This window comes from Lysinibacillus sp. SGAir0095 (genome assembly GCF_005491425.1).
Lineage (GTDB): Bacteria > Bacillota > Bacilli > Bacillales_A > Planococcaceae > Ureibacillus.
Genome location: NZ_CP028083.1, coordinates 2,972,501 through 2,993,158, shown reverse-complemented (window position 1 = coordinate 2,993,158; position 20,658 = coordinate 2,972,501). Strand labels below are relative to the sequence as shown.

22 protein-coding genes (1 of these 22 running past the window's edge) are annotated in these 20,658 nt (G+C 36.2%); 8 read left to right on the top strand and 14 right to left on the bottom strand.

Features of this window, described 5'->3' with window-relative positions; all coding sequences use genetic code 11:
• Window positions 1-12: 12 nt before the first annotated feature.
• Genes mnhG through C1N55_RS14865 form a run of 7 tightly spaced genes read right to left on the bottom strand, consistent with a single transcriptional unit; the run spans window position 13 to window position 5,777 of the window.
• Complete coding sequence (gene mnhG / locus C1N55_RS14895; RefSeq protein ID WP_137729539.1) at window positions 13-381, bottom strand: monovalent cation/H(+) antiporter subunit G; 369 nt, start codon at window positions 379-381, stop codon at window positions 13-15.
• Entirely contained in the window at window positions 365-646 is a 282-nt protein-coding gene (locus tag C1N55_RS14890; RefSeq protein WP_137729538.1) for a Na(+)/H(+) antiporter subunit F1, read from the bottom strand. Before C1N55_RS14890 ends, mnhG begins: the two co-directional genes overlap by 17 nt.
• Window positions 643-1,122, bottom strand: coding sequence for a Na+/H+ antiporter subunit E (locus C1N55_RS14885; protein WP_137729537.1), 480 nt, complete (start codon window positions 1,120-1,122; stop codon window positions 643-645). Before C1N55_RS14885 ends, C1N55_RS14890 begins: the two co-directional genes overlap by 4 nt.
• On the bottom strand, window positions 1,123-2,613 hold the full coding sequence (locus C1N55_RS14880; protein WP_137729536.1) for a Na+/H+ antiporter subunit D: 1,491 nt from the start codon (window positions 2,611-2,613) through the stop codon (window positions 1,123-1,125).
• A complete protein-coding gene (locus tag C1N55_RS14875; protein ID WP_137729535.1) occupies window positions 2,606-2,947 on the bottom strand; it encodes a Na(+)/H(+) antiporter subunit C in 342 nt (113 codons plus the stop codon). Before C1N55_RS14875 ends, C1N55_RS14880 begins: the two co-directional genes overlap by 8 nt.
• The gene (locus C1N55_RS14870) at window positions 2,947-3,369 is read right to left on the bottom strand and encodes a Na(+)/H(+) antiporter subunit B (protein WP_137729534.1); all 423 of its coding nucleotides are present in this window, start codon (window positions 3,367-3,369) and stop codon (window positions 2,947-2,949) included. The genes C1N55_RS14875 and C1N55_RS14870 overlap by 1 nt, the downstream gene beginning before the upstream one ends.
• Window positions 3,366-5,777: a Na+/H+ antiporter subunit A gene (locus C1N55_RS14865; RefSeq protein ID WP_137729533.1), complete on the bottom strand. Its 2,412-nt coding sequence runs from the start codon at window positions 5,775-5,777 to the stop codon at window positions 3,366-3,368. Before C1N55_RS14865 ends, C1N55_RS14870 begins: the two co-directional genes overlap by 4 nt.
• Window positions 5,778-5,951: 174 nt before the next feature.
• On the opposite strand from C1N55_RS14865, the gene C1N55_RS14860 reads away from it, so the two are divergent.
• Window positions 5,952-6,515: a DUF5366 family protein gene (locus C1N55_RS14860; protein WP_137729532.1), complete on the top strand. Its 564-nt coding sequence runs from the start codon at window positions 5,952-5,954 to the stop codon at window positions 6,513-6,515.
• 37 nt (window positions 6,516-6,552) lie between these two features.
• Here C1N55_RS14860 and C1N55_RS14855 read toward each other — a convergent pair whose 3' ends face one another.
• Both C1N55_RS14855 and C1N55_RS14850 read right to left on the bottom strand, forming a co-directional pair.
• Window positions 6,553-8,400 carry a transglycosylase domain-containing protein gene (locus C1N55_RS14855; RefSeq protein ID WP_137729531.1) on the bottom strand — a complete coding sequence of 616 codons (1,848 nt, stop codon included), beginning with the start codon at window positions 8,398-8,400 and terminating at the stop codon, window positions 6,553-6,555.
• 110 nt (window positions 8,401-8,510) lie between these two features.
• Window positions 8,511-9,728, bottom strand: coding sequence for an MFS transporter (locus tag C1N55_RS14850; RefSeq protein ID WP_137730659.1), 1,218 nt, complete (start codon window positions 9,726-9,728; stop codon window positions 8,511-8,513).
• Between the two features lie 228 nt (window positions 9,729-9,956).
• On the opposite strand from C1N55_RS14850, the gene C1N55_RS14845 reads away from it, so the two are divergent.
• Together C1N55_RS14845 and C1N55_RS14840 are read left to right on the top strand one after the other, a co-directional pair.
• A complete protein-coding gene (locus C1N55_RS14845; RefSeq protein ID WP_137729530.1) occupies window positions 9,957-10,544 on the top strand; it encodes a peptidylprolyl isomerase in 588 nt (195 codons plus the stop codon).
• Between the two features lie 22 nt (window positions 10,545-10,566).
• Window positions 10,567-10,779, top strand: coding sequence for a hypothetical protein (locus C1N55_RS14840; RefSeq protein WP_137729529.1), 213 nt, complete (start codon window positions 10,567-10,569; stop codon window positions 10,777-10,779).
• 104 nt (window positions 10,780-10,883) lie between these two features.
• On the opposite strand, the gene C1N55_RS14835 is transcribed toward C1N55_RS14840, so the two are convergent.
• A complete protein-coding gene (locus tag C1N55_RS14835) occupies window positions 10,884-12,065 on the bottom strand; it encodes a MalY/PatB family protein (protein ID WP_137729528.1) in 1,182 nt (393 codons plus the stop codon).
• 74 nt (window positions 12,066-12,139) lie between these two features.
• On the opposite strand from C1N55_RS14835, the gene C1N55_RS14830 reads away from it, so the two are divergent.
• The gene (locus C1N55_RS14830; protein WP_205758480.1) at window positions 12,140-12,400 is read left to right on the top strand and encodes a DUF1871 family protein; all 261 of its coding nucleotides are present in this window, start codon (window positions 12,140-12,142) and stop codon (window positions 12,398-12,400) included.
• A gap of 168 nt (window positions 12,401-12,568) precedes the next feature.
• Here C1N55_RS14830 and C1N55_RS14825 read toward each other — a convergent pair whose 3' ends face one another.
• On the bottom strand, window positions 12,569-12,781 hold the full coding sequence (locus tag C1N55_RS14825; RefSeq protein WP_370452534.1) for a helix-turn-helix domain-containing protein: 213 nt from the start codon (window positions 12,779-12,781) through the stop codon (window positions 12,569-12,571).
• Between the two features lie 242 nt (window positions 12,782-13,023).
• On the opposite strand from C1N55_RS14825, the gene yugI reads away from it, so the two are divergent.
• Window positions 13,024-13,395 carry a S1 domain-containing post-transcriptional regulator GSP13 gene (yugI, locus tag C1N55_RS14820; protein WP_137729525.1) on the top strand — a complete coding sequence of 124 codons (372 nt, stop codon included), beginning with the start codon at window positions 13,024-13,026 and terminating at the stop codon, window positions 13,393-13,395.
• A 116-nt stretch (window positions 13,396-13,511) separates the two neighbouring features.
• Here the strand turns inward: yugI and C1N55_RS14815 are convergent, their stop codons facing one another.
• Window positions 13,512-14,825, bottom strand: coding sequence for a sigma 54-interacting transcriptional regulator (locus C1N55_RS14815; protein ID WP_137729524.1), 1,314 nt, complete (start codon window positions 14,823-14,825; stop codon window positions 13,512-13,514).
• A gap of 194 nt (window positions 14,826-15,019) precedes the next feature.
• On the opposite strand from C1N55_RS14815, the gene pruA reads away from it, so the two are divergent.
• The 3 genes from pruA to C1N55_RS14800 all read left to right on the top strand — a co-directional run bounded on the left by pruA (window position 15,020) and on the right by C1N55_RS14800 (window position 19,352).
• The gene (gene pruA, locus C1N55_RS14810) at window positions 15,020-16,567 is read left to right on the top strand and encodes an L-glutamate gamma-semialdehyde dehydrogenase (RefSeq protein WP_137729523.1); all 1,548 of its coding nucleotides are present in this window, start codon (window positions 15,020-15,022) and stop codon (window positions 16,565-16,567) included.
• 240 nt (window positions 16,568-16,807) lie between these two features.
• Complete coding sequence (locus C1N55_RS14805) at window positions 16,808-18,052, top strand: Glu/Leu/Phe/Val family dehydrogenase (RefSeq protein WP_137729522.1); 1,245 nt, start codon at window positions 16,808-16,810, stop codon at window positions 18,050-18,052.
• A 136-nt stretch (window positions 18,053-18,188) separates the two neighbouring features.
• A complete protein-coding gene (locus C1N55_RS14800) occupies window positions 18,189-19,352 on the top strand; it encodes an iron-containing alcohol dehydrogenase (RefSeq protein WP_137729521.1) in 1,164 nt (387 codons plus the stop codon).
• Window positions 19,353-19,402: 50 nt separating this feature from the next.
• Here the strand turns inward: C1N55_RS14800 and C1N55_RS14795 are convergent, their stop codons facing one another.
• Together C1N55_RS14795 and C1N55_RS14790 are read right to left on the bottom strand one after the other, a co-directional pair.
• A complete protein-coding gene (locus C1N55_RS14795; protein WP_137729520.1) occupies window positions 19,403-20,404 on the bottom strand; it encodes a cation diffusion facilitator family transporter in 1,002 nt (333 codons plus the stop codon).
• Window positions 20,405-20,416: 12 nt separating this feature from the next.
• Window positions 20,417-20,658, bottom strand: the end of a protein-coding gene (locus tag C1N55_RS14790; protein WP_137729519.1) for an MgtC/SapB family protein. 484 nt of this gene lie beyond the right edge of the window; the window shows 242 of its 726 coding nt (coding positions 485-726); its start codon lies beyond the right edge, outside the window; its stop codon occupies window positions 20,417-20,419.

Here is a 20,658-nt window from a genome sequence, read left to right as displayed (position 1 = left end):
ATAAACTTTAATTTACTTGATATTCTGTTCTTTCTTCATGCGTTCGATTTCTAGTTTTAGATCGTCCCGCACTGTACCAGACCATGGTTTCACACCAGCTATATACGAAGAACGACTCATGATATGAGCGCCAACAGGACCTGTTATAAACAGGAATAATACCCCTAATAGAATCGTCGGGTTAAAATGGTTCTCATTCAGCCAAAAGTGAAAAAATACACCAAGTAATATACACATAACGCCTAATGTAGAGCTTTTGGAAGCGGCATGTGCTCGAGTATAAAGATCGGGCAGACGAAGTACGCCAATTGCCGCCACAGCAAGAAATACTAACCCAGCTACAATAAAGAAAATAACTAAAATGTTAGCGAGAATCGTCACGGGTAATAATATCTCCTTTCTCTATAAATTTAGAGAAGGCAATTGTACCAATGAAAGATAGTATCGCCAATAATAAAATAATCTCTAAAAAGAAACTAGTATCTATAAGCATTGAAAACAAGCCTACTAAACAAATAAGAGCAACGCCAATTGTATCTAACGCGACAACACGATCAGAAGGATTCGGGCCCTTAACAAGACGAAAGACAAGGGCAACGATGGATAAAACAACAATGATAATGGCTACCCAAAGAAAATAGGTCATGTACGGCTCACCTCCAGTATCGCTTTTTCAAATGAATTTTTAATAGAATCTATTGTTTCCTCAATATCATTGCTATCAATTACATGGATAAATAATGATTTTGAATCGTCCGAAACATGGACAACCACTGTACCAGGAGTCAGGGTAATTAGACTCGAGAGTAGTGTAATTTCCCATTCCTCTGTCAGTTTTGTATCGTATTTAAAAAAGGCTGGTTGTAATTCAAGTTTAGGTTTAACTACAAGGGTTAAAACAGACACATTTGCTAGAATTAACTCTTTAATAAAGAGAACCGATAGTTTAATCACTGCCCAAACTCGATCTATATAAAGCCTGGACTTAAAGAATTTTCGTAATGCGATGATAACCACAAGCCCTAATAGGTAGCCTATTATAAATCGAGATACGGAATAATTAGAGGACAAAAACATCCATAAAAAGGCTAAAAATAGATTCAATAATATTTGAAAGGACATTTATTCTCCTCCTTTCATAACCGCATCAGTATAGATAGATGGGTCTATTAGAATTTTCGCTGCATCACCCATAAATGGTGTAAGCCACTCTGTACCAATTCCATAGAAAATGGAAAGGATAACTAAAAGTACTGTTGGAATAAACATGCGATTGTATTTGCTCTTTTGTACATTCTCGGATAGTTGTCCCTTTTCACCCCAGAAAGCATAAATAAAGATACGCATAACTGACAGCAGGACAATAATACTTGATGCCAGTACCAGTAAACTTGACCACGTATTGCCAGCTTCAAAACCACCTTGAATAATTAGCAGCTTTCCTATAAATCCACTTAATGGAGGAACCCCTACTAAACCAAAAGCGGCAATTAAGAAGAACCAACATAGTGCGGGATAGGTTTGAATAAGGCCGCCCATCTTTCTCAAATTAGTAGTTCCTGTTACATAAATCACAATTCCAATTAACATAAATAATGCGGCTTTAATGATCATGTCATGAATTAGATAAAACATTGCTCCTTCTAATGCTACTTCGTTCATTTGTGCTACACCAAACAAAATAACACCCACAGCAATCACGATATTATAGATAATGATTTGTTTTACATCAAAGTGAGCTAGCGCCCCAATACATCCGGCTACAATGGTAATCACAGCTAAGATAAGTAATAACTCATGTGTAAAGGATAAGTCATGTGTAAAGAATAACGTGTATGTACGTGAAATAGCGTAAACACCGACTTTTGTAAGTAGTGCACCAAATAGGGCAAGTACAGGTATTGGTGGTGCTGAGTAAGCACTAGGCAACCAGAAATAGATTGGGAAAATCGCAGCTTTCATCCCAAATACTAATAGGAATAGTACAGCAATTACCGTAAGAATTCCAGGCTGATTAATCTCTGCAATTCTTAATGATATATCTGCCATATTCAATGTACCAACAACTGAATATAGGTAAGCTACTGTTATGACAAAAAGAGCAGAAGATATGACATTTACTAAAATGTACTTAATCGACTCACGTAATTGCGCTTTTTCACCACCCAGTACGATTAATAAGTAAGAAGCCATTAATAAAACTTCAAAGAATACAAATAAGTTGAAAATATCACCCGTTGTAAAGGCTCCATTCACCCCAGTAATGATAAACATAACTCCAGGATAATAGAAAAATTGCTCACGTTCTTTCCCAATGGATCCAAAACCATACCATACAATAAAGAAGGTTAGTACTAATGTTGTCAGAACGAGAAGTGCCGCTACCATATCAGAAACCATTGTAATCCCGAATGGTACTGGCCAATTTCCGAAAGTAACTATTTGTGGTCCATTTTCATATACATTCAAAACAAGTCCTGCAGCACAAATAATCGAAATTACAAGCCCAAGAAGAGTTGTAATCCGCTGGTAAGCAATTTTCTTCTGACCAAACATTAAAATCATTGCGAAGAAAAAGGGGATGATAATGGGTAATAAAAGAAAGTTATTCATTTTCCTCACTTCCTTTCATTAACGTCATATCATCTGTTCTTAGCTCATGGTATGCACGGTAGGCAAGCACTAAAAAGAAGGCTGTTACACCAAAACTAATAACAATAGCCGTTAAGATTAAAGCCTGTGGCAGCGGATCGACATAATCTGTCACACCATCACTTAAAACAGGAGGTGCACTTCCTTTAAAGCTGCCCATTGTTAAAATCAGCAAATGTGCTCCGTGACTAAGTAAACCAGTTCCAATAATTATTCGGAGAAGACTACGAGATAAAATTAAGTAAATTGCAGCCATAAATAGAAAGCCGCAAACAAATGCCATTACTATTTCCATTACTCATCCTCCCCAATTGTTTGAATAATGGTCATCGTTACACCAACAACAACCAAGTAAACACCTAAATCAAATAACGCTGCGGTATGAAGTGATGTTTTTCCTAAAATAGGTAAATTGAAATAATCAAAGAAATGTGTAAAAAAAGGTTTACCAGTAAACATCGAGAATGCAGCTGTCCCTAAAGCAAGGATTAAACCGCATGCTACCATATAGATATAGTTAATCGGAAGAATGGTTTGAACCGTCTTCAAGTCAAATGCCACAATCAGTAATACAATTGCGCTCGCTGTTACTAAACCACCTACAAACCCTCCACCTGGTGTGTAATGACCCGCAAAGAAAATATGAACAGCATAGAAGAAAATCATGAAAAAGACGATTTTCGCAGTAAACTGGATAATGACATCATTTGTTTTCATAGTTTTTCTCCTTTTCTGCTCAAGCGAAGTTTAATCATTCCAAAGATGGCAATCCCTGCAATGGATAATACGGCAATTTCAAACAATGTATCAAATCCGCGGTAATCTACTAAAATAACGTTTACAATATTTCCTCCACCAGCTAACGAATAGACGGTTTCTTTATAGTACTCAGAAATTGAAGGAAGCAATTTTTGTGAATGGGCAGAAAGAGCCACCAGAGTCACCATGGCACCGACTGCGATCGAAACAAATGCTCTTCCAAATCTAAAACGAGTACGTTCTTCTTCCTTTTTATATTTAGGCAAGTGATAAAACGCAAGTAAGAATAATGCAACAGAAATGGTTTCAATAACTAATTGTGTAAGCGCTAAATCAGGTGCGTTAAACATGACAAAGAATAATGAGACAGTATAGCCCACTAACCCTAAAGCTACAATTGACGTAATTCTTGATTTTGCAAAAACAGTTGCAATCGTACCAATTACTAAAACAATAATCAAAATGATTTGGTATGCACGAATTGGTGATGCTCCGTCGAAAGTTACTTTAAATGCATTTTGCATAAATAATGTTGCAATGACAATGATTGAAATCGACCCAAGCATGTAGCTTAAATATCGACGGATGGAACCGGTCATATACAGAGCTGAGAAGCGTCCAATCCATTTATCGCATAACTCATAAATTATAAAATCATATAAATTATTTAAAGTTAATTTTGAAGGGAATAGACGATACACCTTTTGCCATTTAGAAAGCGTTAAGAATAACACAAGTCCAAGAGCAATAATGCCGATTGTCATCATTAATTCGGGTGTGAAATGTCCATGCCATGCCGATACATCTATAGCGACTTGCTCTGGACTACTGTAAAGGAAAGGCTGAATAGCCATTACAGCCGGTTTTATGAAAGTATCTGCTATCACATTAGGGATAAAGAATAGGATAATCACCAATGCGCCTAAAATGACTGGAGAAACTAGCATACCCACCGGAGCTTCATGTGGTTTATGCGGTAATTCTTCCACTTTTCCTTTTCCTGTAAATGTTTTAAATACAAAGTAAAAACTATAAATAAATGTGAATACACTTGCAATCCAAGCAATGATAGGGAATAGAATGCCCCAAGTCGAGAAATTAAATAAATCAAATTCAGTGATGGACAGCATTGCTGTTAAGAACATTTCCTTACTTAAGAAGCCGTTGAAAGGTGGTAAGCCTGCCATAGAGAAGCTTCCAATTAAAGCCACAGTAAAACTTACTGGCATGATGCTCATTAAGCCACCTAGTTTTCGAATGTCGCGTGTACCCGTTTCATGGTCCACGATTCCTGCTATCATGAACAAGCTTCCTTTAAAGGTTGCATGATTGATAAGGTGGAAGATCGCTGCAAAGGCTGCATATTTAAAAACAGTCTCTTGTGCACCCTCTACATGATAGGCAATAGCTCCTACTCCAAGTAAAGACATAATAAGCCCAAGCTGACTGACAGTTGAGAAGGCCAGAATGCCTTTTAAATCCCATTGTTTTAGTGCGAAGAATGAGCCCCAGAATAATGTTAGTAAACCGGTACCTGTAACCAACCAAATCCAAATTTCTGATTGTGCAAATATAGGAGTAAAACGCGCTACTAAATAAATCCCTGCTTTAACCATTGTTGCTGAGTGGAGATAGGCACTAACTGGTGTTGGTGCTTCCATTGCATCCGGCAACCAAATATAGAATGGGAATTGGGCAGATTTTGTAAATGCCCCCAATAGTATTAAAACTAGGGCAACAATAAATAGATCACTTGTTGCTAATTCAGGAGCCTGGGCAATAAGTTCTCGTATAGAGAATGTGTCTCCCATAATTGATAGTAAGACAAATCCCCCTAACATCATCATACCGCCTGCTACTGTAATCATCGTTGACTTCAGCGCACCGAAGCGGGACTTGTCACGATTGTTCCAATAGCCAATTAATAAGAATGAGGAAATCGAAGTTAATTCCCAAAATAAATAAAGCGTCATCATGTTGTCTGATTGAACGACACCGAGCATCGCACACATAAACATTAATAAATAGATATAAAAGTTATGCAGCTGCTCTCTTGTTCGATCTAGGTAGTATATCGAGTATAGAACGACAAGTGCTCCTATCCCGGAGATAAGTAAAGAGAATAACAAGCTTAACCCATCCAGATAGGAAACGAATGAAATTCCAAGTGATGGTATCCAATCTAGCTGCGATATGACTGCATCTCCTTTTGAGATAGTCGGTACAAAGGTAGCATAATAAATAACAAGAAAGATTGGAACGACTAAAACAAACCATCCAGTATGTATCGAATTGACTTTCTTAAAAAAGAAAGGCATGAAAAGAGCAGCTAGTAATGGAATGAATATGCAAAGTACTTGAAACAAAAATAATCTCCCCCCTTAAAAATATAAAATATTTAAAAAATTACTCGAATATCCATAATTATATCACTAATTATACCTGTTTTCACTTGAGTAAAAATACTATGAACTTGATATTATTAATATTTAACCGTTATTATAAATAGGTAGAAAAAAATTAGTTTTGAGGAAATTGTCATGAAAAATCCATATTTGTATGGTTATCTGCCGTTGTTTTCTGTCATTTTATTTAGTTTAACATTTGGAATTTATTTCGTAGGAGAATCATTGATATTATTAACTTCAATTGGCGTTTATGCTGGCATGCGTGAGTTCTTGACAGATATAGAATTACGCCTTTTGTTATTATGTGTATTTGCCCTTTGTTTCTTTATGTTATTTTCAGCCTTGAAATTGATAGGGGAAACGATTCATGAAGTAGGGATGCTATTTTTCTCAAAGCATAATACCGGGGAAATGATTAGCGTTGCAAGAGGTGGTTACCTCATCTTTTTCTTGGGAGCACTTCTATCAGTATTTGGGATCCAATCAATTTTTATCCTACTTGGTATATTTGCTATAACAATTTTCAGCTATTTTATTTTTAACATATATAAGATGAGCCAGTTTTTATCGATGTCTGGAACGGTGGGTCTTATTTTTTTCGAAATTCTTTTTTGGGCCATCTTTATTACGTTTATTTGTTATGTTGTGTTAAAGCTATATAATGGACTATTAGCAAGTTTACCCTTTGCAAATTAGAAAAGAGGCAGTGACTTCTAAAAGTCACGCCTCTTTTCTAGTTCATAATCGTATTAAAGATTTTAAAATGAATTTTATCATTTTGAAGAGATTGCAACGAAGAAGGATTATCAAAGCCAATCCAAACAGCAGTTGTATATTCATTGGTTAACCCTGCAACCCAAAAATCTTTGTAATCATTCGTTGTTCCAGTTTTTACTCCAGTATAGGCTGAATTAGAATTGATTCCTCGACCAGTCCCGCTAGTTACTACATCATTTAGTAGGGAACGAATATACTTTACGGTTTCCTGGGACCAAATGGTTTCCTTGGTGCTTGGCCAGCTATAAAGTACATTTCCACTAGCATCAGTAACTTTGCGAATACTCCTTGCCTTCATATAATTTCCATCTATAAAGCTTGTATAGGCATCTGCCAATTCAAGCGTTGTTACCCCATAAGATAGCCCGCCTAATCCGGCTGCAAATGTCTTATCCTGTGGGACAAGGGATTGAAAGTTAAATTTCTCGATATAATGAAAGGCGCTATCAAGACCTACTTCATTTAGTAACCTAAGGGCTGATGTATTATAGCTATGTTTAAAGGCAGTAGAAATGGAGACATTACCGTAAATACCACCACCATAATTTTGTGGGCAGAAACGGTCTATACAGAATCTACCGCCGCTGACTATGGAATTAGGTGAATAATCAGTTGTTTCGAAAAGTGGCCCATAAACAATCAACGGTTTAAAAGCAGATCCCGGTTGACGGACCGCCTGATAAGCCCGATGAAAGTCGTATTTTTTATAGGCTTTACCACCATAAACACTTACTATTTCTCTCGTAGAATTTTCGATCACAACTGAGCTGCTTTGCAAATTTCCGTTACCGAGAATTGCATCTATATATTGTTCATCCTGTTTTTGTTTTTCAGGATCTAGTGCAGTATGTATAGAAATACCAGAATGAAGTAGTTGTTGTACCTTAGAGTCAAGTTCTTCCTCGATGATTTGCTTTTCTTCTTCTGTTGATGCAGTATTTAGCTGTTCCTTATAGCCATCAGCAGATGCAACTAATTCTTTTAGTTCTGAAAGCACAAATGTACTATAGGCAGGTTGCTGCTGTTTTTTTACCTTTAGATTCAAAACGATATTCTCTTGCTTATAAAGTGTTGCTTCTTCGAGAGTAATTATTTTGTTCTCAGCTAAAATATCTAATAACCGTTCTTGTCTTGCTTTGGTATTATCAAAATTTTTTAAAGGGTCATATAAAGATGGGTTATTAGGAATGGCAGCAATAAAAGCCATCTGAGCTAGTGATAGTTCCGCTAATGGTTTTTGGAAATAGTAGGTTGCAGCTGCACTGATTCCATAAACTTGATTGCTAAAATAGATTTCATTCAAATACATTTCAAGAATTTCTTCTTTATTGTACAGTTGTTCAAGCTCATAAGCATAAAATAATTCGGTTAATTTTCGTGCGTAGGTTTGCTCGGCAGAAAGATAACGCATCCGAACCAACTGCTGTGTAATTGTACTCCCTCCTTGTTCAATGGAGCCTTGGGAATTTACAACTACTGCACGGGCAAGAGCACTTACATTAAAACCAATATGTGTGTAAAACTCTTTATCTTCGCTTAATAAATAGACTTGTTTAATAATTTCGGGTACATCTTCTAATTGAATTTGCTGTCTCCATTCTACATACTCCTCACTAAATACATTTCCATTCCGATCCAGCATTGTAACAGGGAGTGGATTTACCTGTTCTGGCGGTTGAATATTATGTTGAATGGCTTCTTCATATTCTTTCGCAGAATTGAATTCGGCTAAAATTGCATTGCCAAATAACAATAGTAAAGGGAAGCAACAAAGAATTAGCAAGAACCCTATTATTTGTCTCATTTAGATTCCTCCAAACTAACGCGCATAACAAAACAATAGAATAGCATTGTTTAAAATAAAAAAGGAGGAGACTACAATAATTAGTAGATCTCCTCCTCATTATATCGAACTTAAAGATGACTTTTTAAAACATCTTCAAAATATTTTTTTGGTAGTTTCTGGATTGTGAAAATAGTAATGGCAGCTATTAAAAATAGTAGGCCCGTTGAATAGAACACAGCTGAAATACCGGCAAATCCACTAATAAATCCACCTAGCACAGGACCGATGATGTTCCCTAGAAAACGAAAAGATTGATTATAGCCCATTACTTCTCCTTGAATCTCTACAGGTGCTTCACGTCGTATAAGAGCTGTAACGATGGGAATCAACCCTCCTGAAAAAATACCGAGTAAAAATCTTAAGGCAATAAGCTGCCAAAGTGAAGTAACAAAGGCTTGGGGGATGATAAAGAAAACACTGATAAATAATAAGGACATTAAAACCTTTTCATAGCCAATATTATCACCGAGCCTCCCGAAAAATCGCCCAATTAAGATATTCCCGACCCCTGCTGCACTAAAGGTGACTCCAGCTAGCATTGCCACTTGCTCAGAAGTGGTTAAATGAGAAACATATAAAGATAGTAGCGGTTGAATACTAAAGTTTCCAATTTGTATTAATGATGCTACAAACATTGTGCTCAAAATAAGTGGATGATGGAATAAGGCCCAAAGAATATTTTTTCGAGAATAAAGGATACTTTTTTCTTTTCGAATGATTTCAGGCTCGTGGATTCCGAAGATAATAATGATGGCCGCAATGGTAATCGCAATGGAAGTATAAATAAACGTAAAGTTAAATCCAATGGCATCAGCTAAAGATCCTCCGATTACAGGACCGAATAGTGAACCGCCGACACTCCCGATTTGAAGCGTTCCAAGTGTTTTGCCAGCTATATTTTTTGGTGTGTGCTTACTTATAAAGGCCATAGATGTTGGGATAAAACCAGTAACGATCCCCATAAATATACGGAGGACAAAAAATTGACCGACATCTTCCACGTGTCCCATCAAAAAGATACTGAGGGCAATGCCGAAACAGTTAATGATCATAATTGGTTTATAGCCATATTTATCGGCAATGCGCCCCCATATTGGAGACATGATAAATGCTGTTACAAAGGTGGCAGCAAATATTAAACCTGCCCATTTCTGAACATAACTTTCAGAAAATTCCCCGAAGGTTTCAATATAAAGAGATAAAAAGGGCATAATCATCGTCATGGAACTTGCTACGATGAAATTTGAAACTAAAATAATAATAAAGTTGTGCTTTCGGTTATTCACTTCAATCACATTCTTCCTAGACATTGTTTACCAATATTGAGATGGAATTTCAATATTGTTTTTTCTTTGTTGTCAAGTATAACTTATTTCGTAAACCGAAGGAAGTCCTGAAAGTATATTAGCGGAAAATTTAAAAGTTCTATGTTAAACTGTAACGAGGTGTCAAATAGTGATCTTCTAACTAAAGATATACCCAAAAATCACATTTTTAATAAGGAGCGAATCATTATGTTTCCACAGTTAACAAAAGAATTAAACCCAGGTGAAGTATTAGTAGAAATGAATACAACATTAGGTGCAGTTAAAATCAAGTTATTCCCTGAGCATGCACCAAAAACAGTTGAAAACTTTTTAGGACATGCAAAATCTGGCTATTATAACGGCATTATTTTCCACCGTGTCATTACAGACTTTATGATTCAAGGTGGAGACCCAACTGGTACTGGTATGGGTGGACAATCGATCTGGGGCGACTCTTTTGAAGATGAGTTCAATGAGAGCTTATTTAACCTACGCGGAGCACTTTCAATGGCGAACGCAGGTCCAAACACGAACGGATCTCAATTTTTCATCGTTCAAATGCAGCACACGCCAAATAATATGATTGCACAAATGGAGCAAGCTAAATATCCAACAGAAATTATTGAAGCATATGCGCAAAACGGTGGAACGCCTTGGTTAGACTTTAAGCACACAGTATTTGGACATGTTGTTGAAGGTATGGACATTGTTGACAAAATTGCGAACGTTGACAAAGATATGCGCGATAAACCAGTAGAAGATGTTAAAATAGAATCGATTACAATTATCGACTAACTATTAGAAAGAAGAGTGAAAAATGAGTATCCTTTATGCCGGATTTTTATATTTTCCCGAGGATAAGTCATCATATATTCCAGCAGCTTTAGAGTTTTTAGCAATTCTTATTTTGTGTGTGTTGGTGTTTACGCTTGTCAAACGTGTGTCTAAAAAACAAGAACACAAAACGAAAGCATTAGAAGAATATGTTTTAAGCAAACAGCAGAACACAAAAGATAATCATCACAATTAAGAAAATAACGTAATCTTAGTTAAATTGAAAAAGGCTGACTCAAAAGATTTACCTTTGGGGTCAGCCTTTTTTATTTTCTTGAAATTTTGTAAAAGGAAATTATATTATAATAAAGCTTTCTTAAAGCGTTCAACGCCATCTTTCACGGTTTCTAATGGGCATGCTACGTTCATGCGTAAGAAGCCTCGGCCTGCTTCACTGTATTTTGTACCCGGTTCAATAGCAAGTTTGCCTTTTTCTAAAAGACGATGCATCATTTCACTTTCAGAGAGTCCAGTTTCACGATAATCAATCCAGATAAGGTATGTAGATTGAGGTTTTGATACCTTGATCCCGTCTAATTGATTTAACTCTTGCACAACTACATCCATATTATTAGATACATAGGCAATCATTGCATCTAACCATTCATCGCCCTTTTCATAGGCAGCTTGAACACCGGCAGCAGCTAAAAGGTTTAAATCATCACGACCATGGGCTTGCTTATCGGCATTTAATTTTGCACGAAGCTCTTTGTCTGGAACAACCATGATTGCAGCGTGGATACCCGCAATATTAAATGTTTTTGTTGGAGCGATACATGTAATGATTTTCGCTTTATCCGCATCTTTAACCGTTAAAGTAGGGATGTGTTTATAACCGTCAAAAACGATGTCAGCATGAATTTCATCTGAAATAAGCAATACATCATATTGGATACATAGTTTAACTAGTTGTTCGAGGTCTTCTCTTGTCCAGACAACACCACCAGGATTATGTGGACTACAAAGAACATAAACCTTCACACCAGATTTAAACTGATTCTCAAGAGCAGGAAAATCAAATTTCATAGTATTCTCAGTAAGTACTAAATCACATTCCACAACCTCACGTTTTTGAGCATTTGGTATATGGAAAAATGCTGGATATACCGGAGTAGAAATGCAAATTTTATCGCCAGGTTGTGTGAATGTTTCGAGAATTGTTCCGAGAGCAGGTACAACTCCTTGATGGAACATTAATGTATCTGGTTCAATTTTCCACTGATGGCGACGTTCAAACCAGCCAACAATAGCATTTTTACATTCATCACTTACAAAGGAGTAACCAAAGATAGGATGATCAAGACGATTTTTAATAGCGTCTGAGACAACTCTCGGTATAGCAAAATCCATATCGGCAACCCACATTGGAAGAATATCTGAAGCATCTTCAACATTATATTGCATTTTTAGACGTTCTTTGAATTGGTCCCATTTTAAACTACTCGTATTTTTACGATCAAAAAGCTCATCAAAATTAAACAAAAGTATCCCTCATTTCTTTTTTTAATTCTGTATTATATAATAGCATACATAATAGTAAAAATAGGGTGAAAACTTTGGACAATATATTAATGAACAAAGCGGCAATTAAACTTTTAGAAGAATGGGATCCATTTAATATCGGTGAAGATAGCTATGACACTGAAACAGCTGACGTAGTGGCCGCACTTCAGGGAATAGATGATCCTAGTAATCTTGCGAAAGTAATTCAGCAGGTTTACGAGCATTCATTTGAGCAATGGATTCCTTTTGAAAAATGTGTTGAAATTTCATATAAATTAATTGCTATAAAATTTGAAGCTAAGTGTATCGTATAATATTTGTTGAAGCTTCAAAGGCTACGCAATGCGAAAAAGGATTTCCTTCAAGTGTAAGATTTGACCAAACTGTAGATACCAGTTCTACAATTTACGGGCACATCACTTAAAGGAAATCCTTTTTGATTTCAATAAAATCTTGTTTTGATTTGTTTTCATCATTTTACTTTATGCTTGTATACCATCCATTAAATTTGAGGCAGGTACCTCTAATACAGTTGAAAGCTTCAATACTGTTTGTACTGACGGAATTAGTTCACCATTTTCATATTGTGCTAATTTTTCAACCCCAACTTGTACTTTTTTCGATAACTCTTCAAGGGACCAATTTTTTTCTTCTCTCAAAAATTTAAGTTGTTCATTGAATTTCTGTTTCAACATAAACACGCCCTTTCACATTCTTACTAGTTCTATACATTATATTTTAATATATAACTTATGCTAATAATTTGTCTGAAATATGAATTTTTTAATCGGAAAGAACGATTTTTTGTGAAAACGAATTTTTCGGATAGTTTTGAAATTAATTTCCTGTTCGTTAGGGTGAATCTTTGTTCGTCTAGAGCACATATGTTATAATTTAACATGACATTTACGTAGATATAGAAAGTAGGAACCGTTTTATGACAAAAAAATACGAAGTAGGTGAAGTTGTAACCGGTAAGGTAACTGGCATACAGCCATATGGGGCGTTTGTAGCTTTAGATGAAGAATCTCAAGGACTCGTGCATATCTCTGAAATTACTTATGGCTTTGTGAAGGATGTGGCAGATTTTTTAAAGGTGGGCGAAGAGATTCAAGTAAAAATTTTAGAAATTGATGAGAAATCAGACAAAATTAGCTTATCTACTCGTGCATTGCAGGAAGCACCACCCCAGAAGAAAAAGGACCAACCAAGAAAAACCTTACAAGATCGAGTTGATGAGAGTGATGCAGATGGTTTTAAATCGTTAAAAGACAAGCTGCAGCATTGGATCGAACAATCAGGACATTAAAGGCGCAGGAGCAGGTGAACTTCAAACTTGCTCCTGTGCTTTTCTGTTGAAAACTCCCTATTTAATGCAGATTTTAATTTGAGTTTTATTGAAATTCCGAATATAGATAAAGAACATTAACTTGAGCCTTTTGGAGCGAATTGTGTATTTTTAAATTTTCTAATGCGGTATTGTAGGTTTTGTCTACTCATGCCTAATGCATTTGCTGTTTTTGTAATATTTCCTTCATACATATTTAACACGTTTTGTACATAATATTTCTCGGCTTCACGCAAGTAATCATCTAAAGGTAACAATTCTTTACTTGATTGCACGAGGAAAAAGTCAGGCTTACGTGTGGTGTCATCCAACTGCTGCACTTTGAATCGAAAGTGTAGCGGGAGCATTTCGTAGGTAACAAATTTTTCGTTTGTAATCATAGAAGCAATCTCATCTAATAATAATTCCATTTCCTTTAAATTTCCTGGCCAGTCATATTGCAAAAATAAAGTAATCACTTCCTCTGCCAATCCTTCTATTTTTGAAGCAAACCTCTCACGATGCCGGTTAAAGTAATCATTCACAAAGGGCAAGATATCTTCTTTTCTATCCTTTAATGGAGGTATATAAATAGTCATTGATGCAAAATAATAATATAAATCCTTAAGAAGTTGACCTTTACTTATTAAATCAATTGGATCATCGCCAATACTTCCAATAAACATATGCTTTTCTAATGAAAGTTCGTTTAAAATCTCAAGGAGTTGCTGTTGCATGGAAATAGATAAGAATTCAATTCGTTCAAAGAAGAAAGTGTAGTTTTTATTGTTTTCCAATAAATTATTTATTTTTTCTATTATGGATTGATTTGTTCTTCTACTAAATATGGTTATAAATTTATCATTGGCAGGTTTTAACTCATTATGAATACTTTCAGCAATTAAATCTTTCCCTGTTCCTGATTCACCAATCAGTAAAACGGGTACCCTAGCATGGGATACTTTTTTTGCATTATCAATGATTGATCGCATTTGTTCTGATAGGGCTGTAATGATGTCAAATGTTAATGGTTCACCGTAACGGCGCAAAGGCTGGTAAACTAGCTTCTCTAATGAAGTGATATCGCGAGCAAATTCTATCGCACCAATAATTGCTCCATTATCAATAATTGGATAGGTATCATTAATGGTAGTGATTTCATGACCATCCTTGTTCCAATAGGTTTGTTTTACATTCATTTCTTTATGACCTGTCTGAAGCACACGTAATAATGTACTATCATTTTGCCTAAAGGAAAATAATTCTAAAATCGAACGATCTGACACATCTTCAATATTAAATCCTTCAATTTCCTTTATTTTATTATTGTAGAGGATTGTGTGTCCTTTATGATCAATAGCATGAATTCCAACGGATACATGTTCAATAGCGAATTCAAAAAATTTTATCATGTGGTTTAGTTTTTCTTCCAATGTGATTCACCTCAAAAGAATTTTGACTTTTACAACAATTATCGCTTGAAAAACGCAACAATCTTTTGCATTATTATATATAGAAATGTGGAAATGGTGCAAATATTTTTTGCACTTATGAATTTCTGGCTAATCACGCACTATAAGCGTAATTATTTTAAGGAGGATTATTGATGATTCCGTACAAAAGTGAACCACTTACTGATTTTACAGTTGAAGCAAATCGACAAGCTTATTTAGAAGCTTTAAAAAAAGTAGAAAGTGAACTTGGAAAAGAGTATCCCTTAATTATCGGTGGAGAACGAGTTGCAACTGAACAAAAAATCGTTTCTTATAACCCATCAAATACATCTGATGTAGTTGGCAGTGTGTCAAAAGCAAATCAAGAATTAGCTGAAAAGGCGATGCAAATTGCTGATTCCACATTTAATACCTGGAAAAAAGTGAATCCTATTGTACGTGCGGAGGTTTTATTCAAAGCAGCAGCTATTGTACGACGTCGCAAGTTTGAATTATCTGCGTGGTTAACTAAAGAGGCAGGTAAGAATTGGGTACAAGCAGATGTTGATATAGCTGAAGGAATCGACTTCTTAGAATTCTACGGTCGTCAAATGATCGAGCTTGCTAAGGGCAAGCCATTAGCTCAAAATCAAAATCAAATTAATAAATACTCTTACATTCCATTAGGTGTTGGCGTTGTAATTTCTCCATGGAATTTCCCATTCGCAATCATGCTTGGAACTACTGTAGCTGCGGTTGTTACTGGTAACACAGTATTATTAAAACCTGCTTCTACAACGCCAGTAATTGCTTATAAATTTATGGAGATCATGGAAGAAGCGGGTCTTCCAGCTGGAGTAATTAACTATATTCCTGGTTCTGGCGCTGAAGTTGGAGATTACTTAGTTGATCATCCACGTACTCGCTTCATCAGCTTCACAGGTTCTCGTGATGTAGGTTTACGCATTAACCAGCGTGCCTCTGTTTTAAATGAAGGTCAAATTTGGATTAAACGTGTAATCGCTGAAATGGGGGGTAAAGATACAATAGTAGTTGATGACAATGCTGATCTTGAATTAGCTGCTCAATCTATCGTAACCAGTGCATTTGGTTTCAGTGGCCAAAAATGTTCTGCATGTTCTCGCGCGGTTGTCGTTGGTGACGAAGCTTACCAAACAGTATTAAATCGGGTTGTTGAATTAACTAACGAATTAGTGATTGGTGATCCTACAAACGAAGAAACATACATTGGCCCTGTTAATGATGCTGGCGCATTTAAGAAAATTACTGAATACATTGAAATCGGGAAAGGTGAAGGGCGCCTGGTTGCAGGTGGTACTGCTGATGATTCTAAAGGGTACTTCATTAGCCCAACAATCTTTGCAGACGTTGATCCAAAAGCTCGCATCATGCAAGAAGAAATTTTTGGACCTGTCCTTGCATTTACAAAAGCAAAAGATTTCGATGAGGCGATCGACATTGCTAACAATACTGTATACGGTTTAACTGGTGCGGTATTATCGACAAATCGTTTCCACTTAGAAAAAGCTCGTGAAGAATTCCATGTTGGAAACTTATACTTTAACCGTGGATGTACTGCAGCTACAGTTGGTTACCAACCATTCGGTGGATTCAATATGTCTGGTACAGATTCAAAAGCCGGCGGTCCTGATTATTTAGGGCTTCACATGCAAGCAAAATCAGTATCTGAAGCTCTTTAATTCGTAGCATGAAAAAAGCAGGCGTTCATTTGCGTCTGCTTTTTTTAACAAAGTGCAAATTCAAGCTTTCATGCAGCATATTTTTATATTAAATAACAATTTTTTAATAATATTTTCCAATTATCTAATTAAATAGATTCAATCTGAATTGTGGCAATTTTATTGACCAAATAAGATTTAAAGTATGTTACAATGTTTGCGATATAAATAATTATTACTATTTCTAAAGAGGCGAAAATAATGGCTGAAAATCTAAATCTTTTTACGTCAACCCAAGATGTTATCAAAGACGCATTAAATAAACTTGGTTACGACGAAGCGATGTATGAATTGTTAAAAGAACCTTTACGTATGTTACACGTTCGAATTCCAGTAAAAATGGATGATGGTACAACAAAAGTTTTCACTGCTTACCGTGCACAACATAATGATGCAGTTGGACCAACTAAAGGTGGAGTTCGTTTCCATCCAATGGTTAGTGAGGATGAAGTTAAAGCGCTTTCAATGTGGATGACATTGAAATGTGGAATTGTTGATTTACCTTATGGCGGTGGTAAAGGTGGTATTATTTGTGACCCTCGACAAATGTCGATGGGTGAGCTTGAACGTTTGAGCCGTGGCTATGTTCGTGCAATTTCACAGATCGTTGGCCCAACAAAAGATATTCCAGCTCCAGATGTATTTACAAATGCTCAAATTATGGCATGGATGATGGATGAATACAGTCGTATGGATGAATTTAACTCACCAGGATTCATTACAGGTAAGCCAATCGTGCTTGGTGGTTCTCAAGGTCGAGATCGAGCAACAGCAGAAGGTGTTACAATTGTTATCCAAGAAGCAGCAAAAAAACGTAACATTGACATTAAAGGAGCACGTGTTGTTATTCAAGGTTTTGGTAACGCAGGTAGCTTCCTAGCTAAGTTCATGAGTGATTTAGGTGCAAAGGTTATTGGTATATCTGATGCATACGGTGCCCTAACAGATCCAAACGGTTTAGATATTGATTATCTACTTGACCGTCGTGACAGCTTTGGAACAGTTACAACTCTTTTTGAAAATACAATTACAAACCAGGAATTATTAGAACTTGATTGTGATATTTTGGTCCCAGCGGCTATTGAAAACCAAATTACTGCAGAAAATGCATATGATATTAAAGCGAGTATCGTAGTCGAAGCTGCAAACGGTCCTACAACAGCTGAAGCAACTAAAATCTTAACTGATCGTGGTATTTTACTTGTACCTGACGTATTAGCTTCAGCTGGAGGGGTAACAGTTTCTTACTTCGAGTGGGTACAAAACAATCAAGGGTATTATTGGACTGCTGAAGAAGTACGTGAAAAATTATATAGAAAAATGGTAGATGCATTTGAAAATGTATATACTACTGCGACGACACGCAACATTAACATGCGTTTAGCCGCATATATGGTGGGTGTACGTCGTACTGCTGAAGCCTCTCGCTTCCGTGGTTGGGTATAATCCGTTTAGATTATTGTCTTGAAGACAAACCGGGCAGATAAAAGGAATTATAATTTTTTATCTGCTAAAATGAGCTGTGTGAAGAACATTCTTTGCATAGCTTTTTTATTTTCTTATATAAAGGGGAGTCATCTTTTTGAATAATTTTACGTTTCACAATCCGGTTCGTCTGCACTTTGGTAAAGGTCAAATTGACCAATTAAAACAAGAGCTACCTCAATATGGACGTAATATTTTAGTTGTATATGGTGGAGGGAGTATAAAGAAAAACGGTCTTTATGATGAGGCGATGTCGCTTTTAAAAGAATTAAACATGAATGTTTTTGAAATAAGTGGTGTAGAACCCAATCCTCGCGTAGAAACAGCACGTAAAGGAATTGAAATTTGTAAAAAAGAATCTATTGATTTTGTATTGGCAATTGGTGGTGGTTCGGTAATCGACTGCTCTAAACTAATTGCGGCGGGTGCAAAAGTGGATGAAGATGCTTGGAATATTGTGATTAAGAAAACAAGTGTTGTAGATGCTCTGCCTTTCGGTACAATCCTAACTTTAGCGGCAACAGGGTCAGAAATGAATTCAGGTTCTGTTATTTCAAATGACGAAACGCAAGAGAAATATGGATGGGGACATCCGCTTGTATTTCCTAAATTCTCTATTTTAGATCCAACTTATACATTCACTGTTCCAAAAAACCATACTGTTTATGGAATGGTAGATATCATGTCTCATGTATTCGAGCAATACTTCCACGATGCAACTAATACGCCAATCACAGATGAGATGTGTGAGGGAGTATTACGCACGGTTATCAATGCTGCGCCGAATTTGATTAATGACTTAGAAAATTATGAGCTGCGCGAAACGATTTTACTAGCGGGGACAGTTGGTTTAAATGGATTCCTTTCAATTGGTTCACGTGGTGATTGGGCGACTCATAATATTGAACACTCAGTTTCGGCTGTTTATGATATCCCTCATGGTGGAGGATTAGCTATTATCTTCCCGAATTGGATGAAGCACAATTTATCTGTAAACCCTGGCCGATTCGCAGGACTAGCAATTCGTGTATTTAACGTAAATCCGGAAGGTAAAACTACAGAAGAAGTTGCTTTAGAAGGAATCGAACGCTTAAGGGAGTTTTGGTCATCCATTGGGGCTCCAAGTCGATTAGCAGACTATGATATCGATCATTCAAAATTAGATGTTCTTGTTGAAAAATCAATGGTTAATGGTCCTTTTGGAAGATTTAAAACATTGCAAGCGGAAGATGTAAGAACAATTTTAGAAATGTCTCTTTAATAATAACTAAAAGGAACCCTTGTGTTGTGCATACACAAGGGTTTTTAAAGTTATGATTTATTCACTTCATCATTAAGAATTTTATTTTCTTTTAAATGGTGTTTCCACTCGGTCTTGCCGTCTTCTTCATCGAAGGAAAGAGTCACTTTGGTTACATTTTTTTGGCTCATAATGAGTTCGATTAAGTGATCTCGAACGTCATCTAAATAGGCTAGTGATTGATTTGGATCTGTTTCGGCAACTAGCTCAACGTGTAAAAATTCGCCTTCCTTCACTACTTCCAATCTTCTGATGTCTGTTACGTGAGGATCCTCCATAACCAAATTCCCGATATGCACATGCATTTCCTCATCTGTTTCGCCAATTGCTCCACGGGCATTATCAAGAAATACTCGACCTACTACATAGAACATCATAAATCCGATAAGCATCGAGACTAAACCTTCAAGTGCATTAAAACCTGTGAAATAGGCTATAACAATGGCAAGGAAGGCTAGAAGGTTACCACTCGTAGCGACTAAATCTTCCATCCATACAAGCTTTGTCGCTGGTTTAGCGCGATTTAAATGGGCAATCGAATTTGGAATCGCCATAATGCCCGCTTTTTCTTTACCAGCTTCATGTAGTACTTCTTTTGCAGCTTTGTGAAGTACAAAAGTTTCTAAAATAAATCCAATTAGTAAAACCCCTAATGCAATTAGTACTCCTCCAGATTCTTCTGAAGGATGTCTAAAGTGGTGCCAACCTTCCTTAACTGTTTCATAAGATAAGATACCAACGATTAATACGGCTCCTAAACAGACTAAGTTGACTACTCGACCAAAGCCATTTGGAAATCTTTCAGTTGGTGCCTTTTTCGACAATGCTGATCCAACAAAAACGAAGAATTGGTTAGCAGCATCACCAAGTGAATGCATCATTTCGGCAAACATTGCAACATTTCCTGTGAAGAAATAGGCTGCGCCTTTGATAATTCCTAAAAATAAGTTCACCAATGCTGCGATGAGTGATGGTTTATTTCCACCTTTTAATAATTTGAATATTCCTCCCATTATTTTCCTCCATTAACCTAAGCTTTCGAGCTCGATTTTTTGTACATATGGTAGTGTGTGCAAAGTGCGGTAAATTGATATGGTATCTGTCTTAAATAAAGCAGAAAATCGTATATCAACTTCAAATAAAGAATGATCCGCAGCAACGTGAACATCCCTAATGCGAATGTTATCAATATGCATTTCATTTTCCTTCATAAAAGAAAGTAAATTTTGTACATTTTCTTCATCTTTTAAAAGTGCTTTAAGTACAT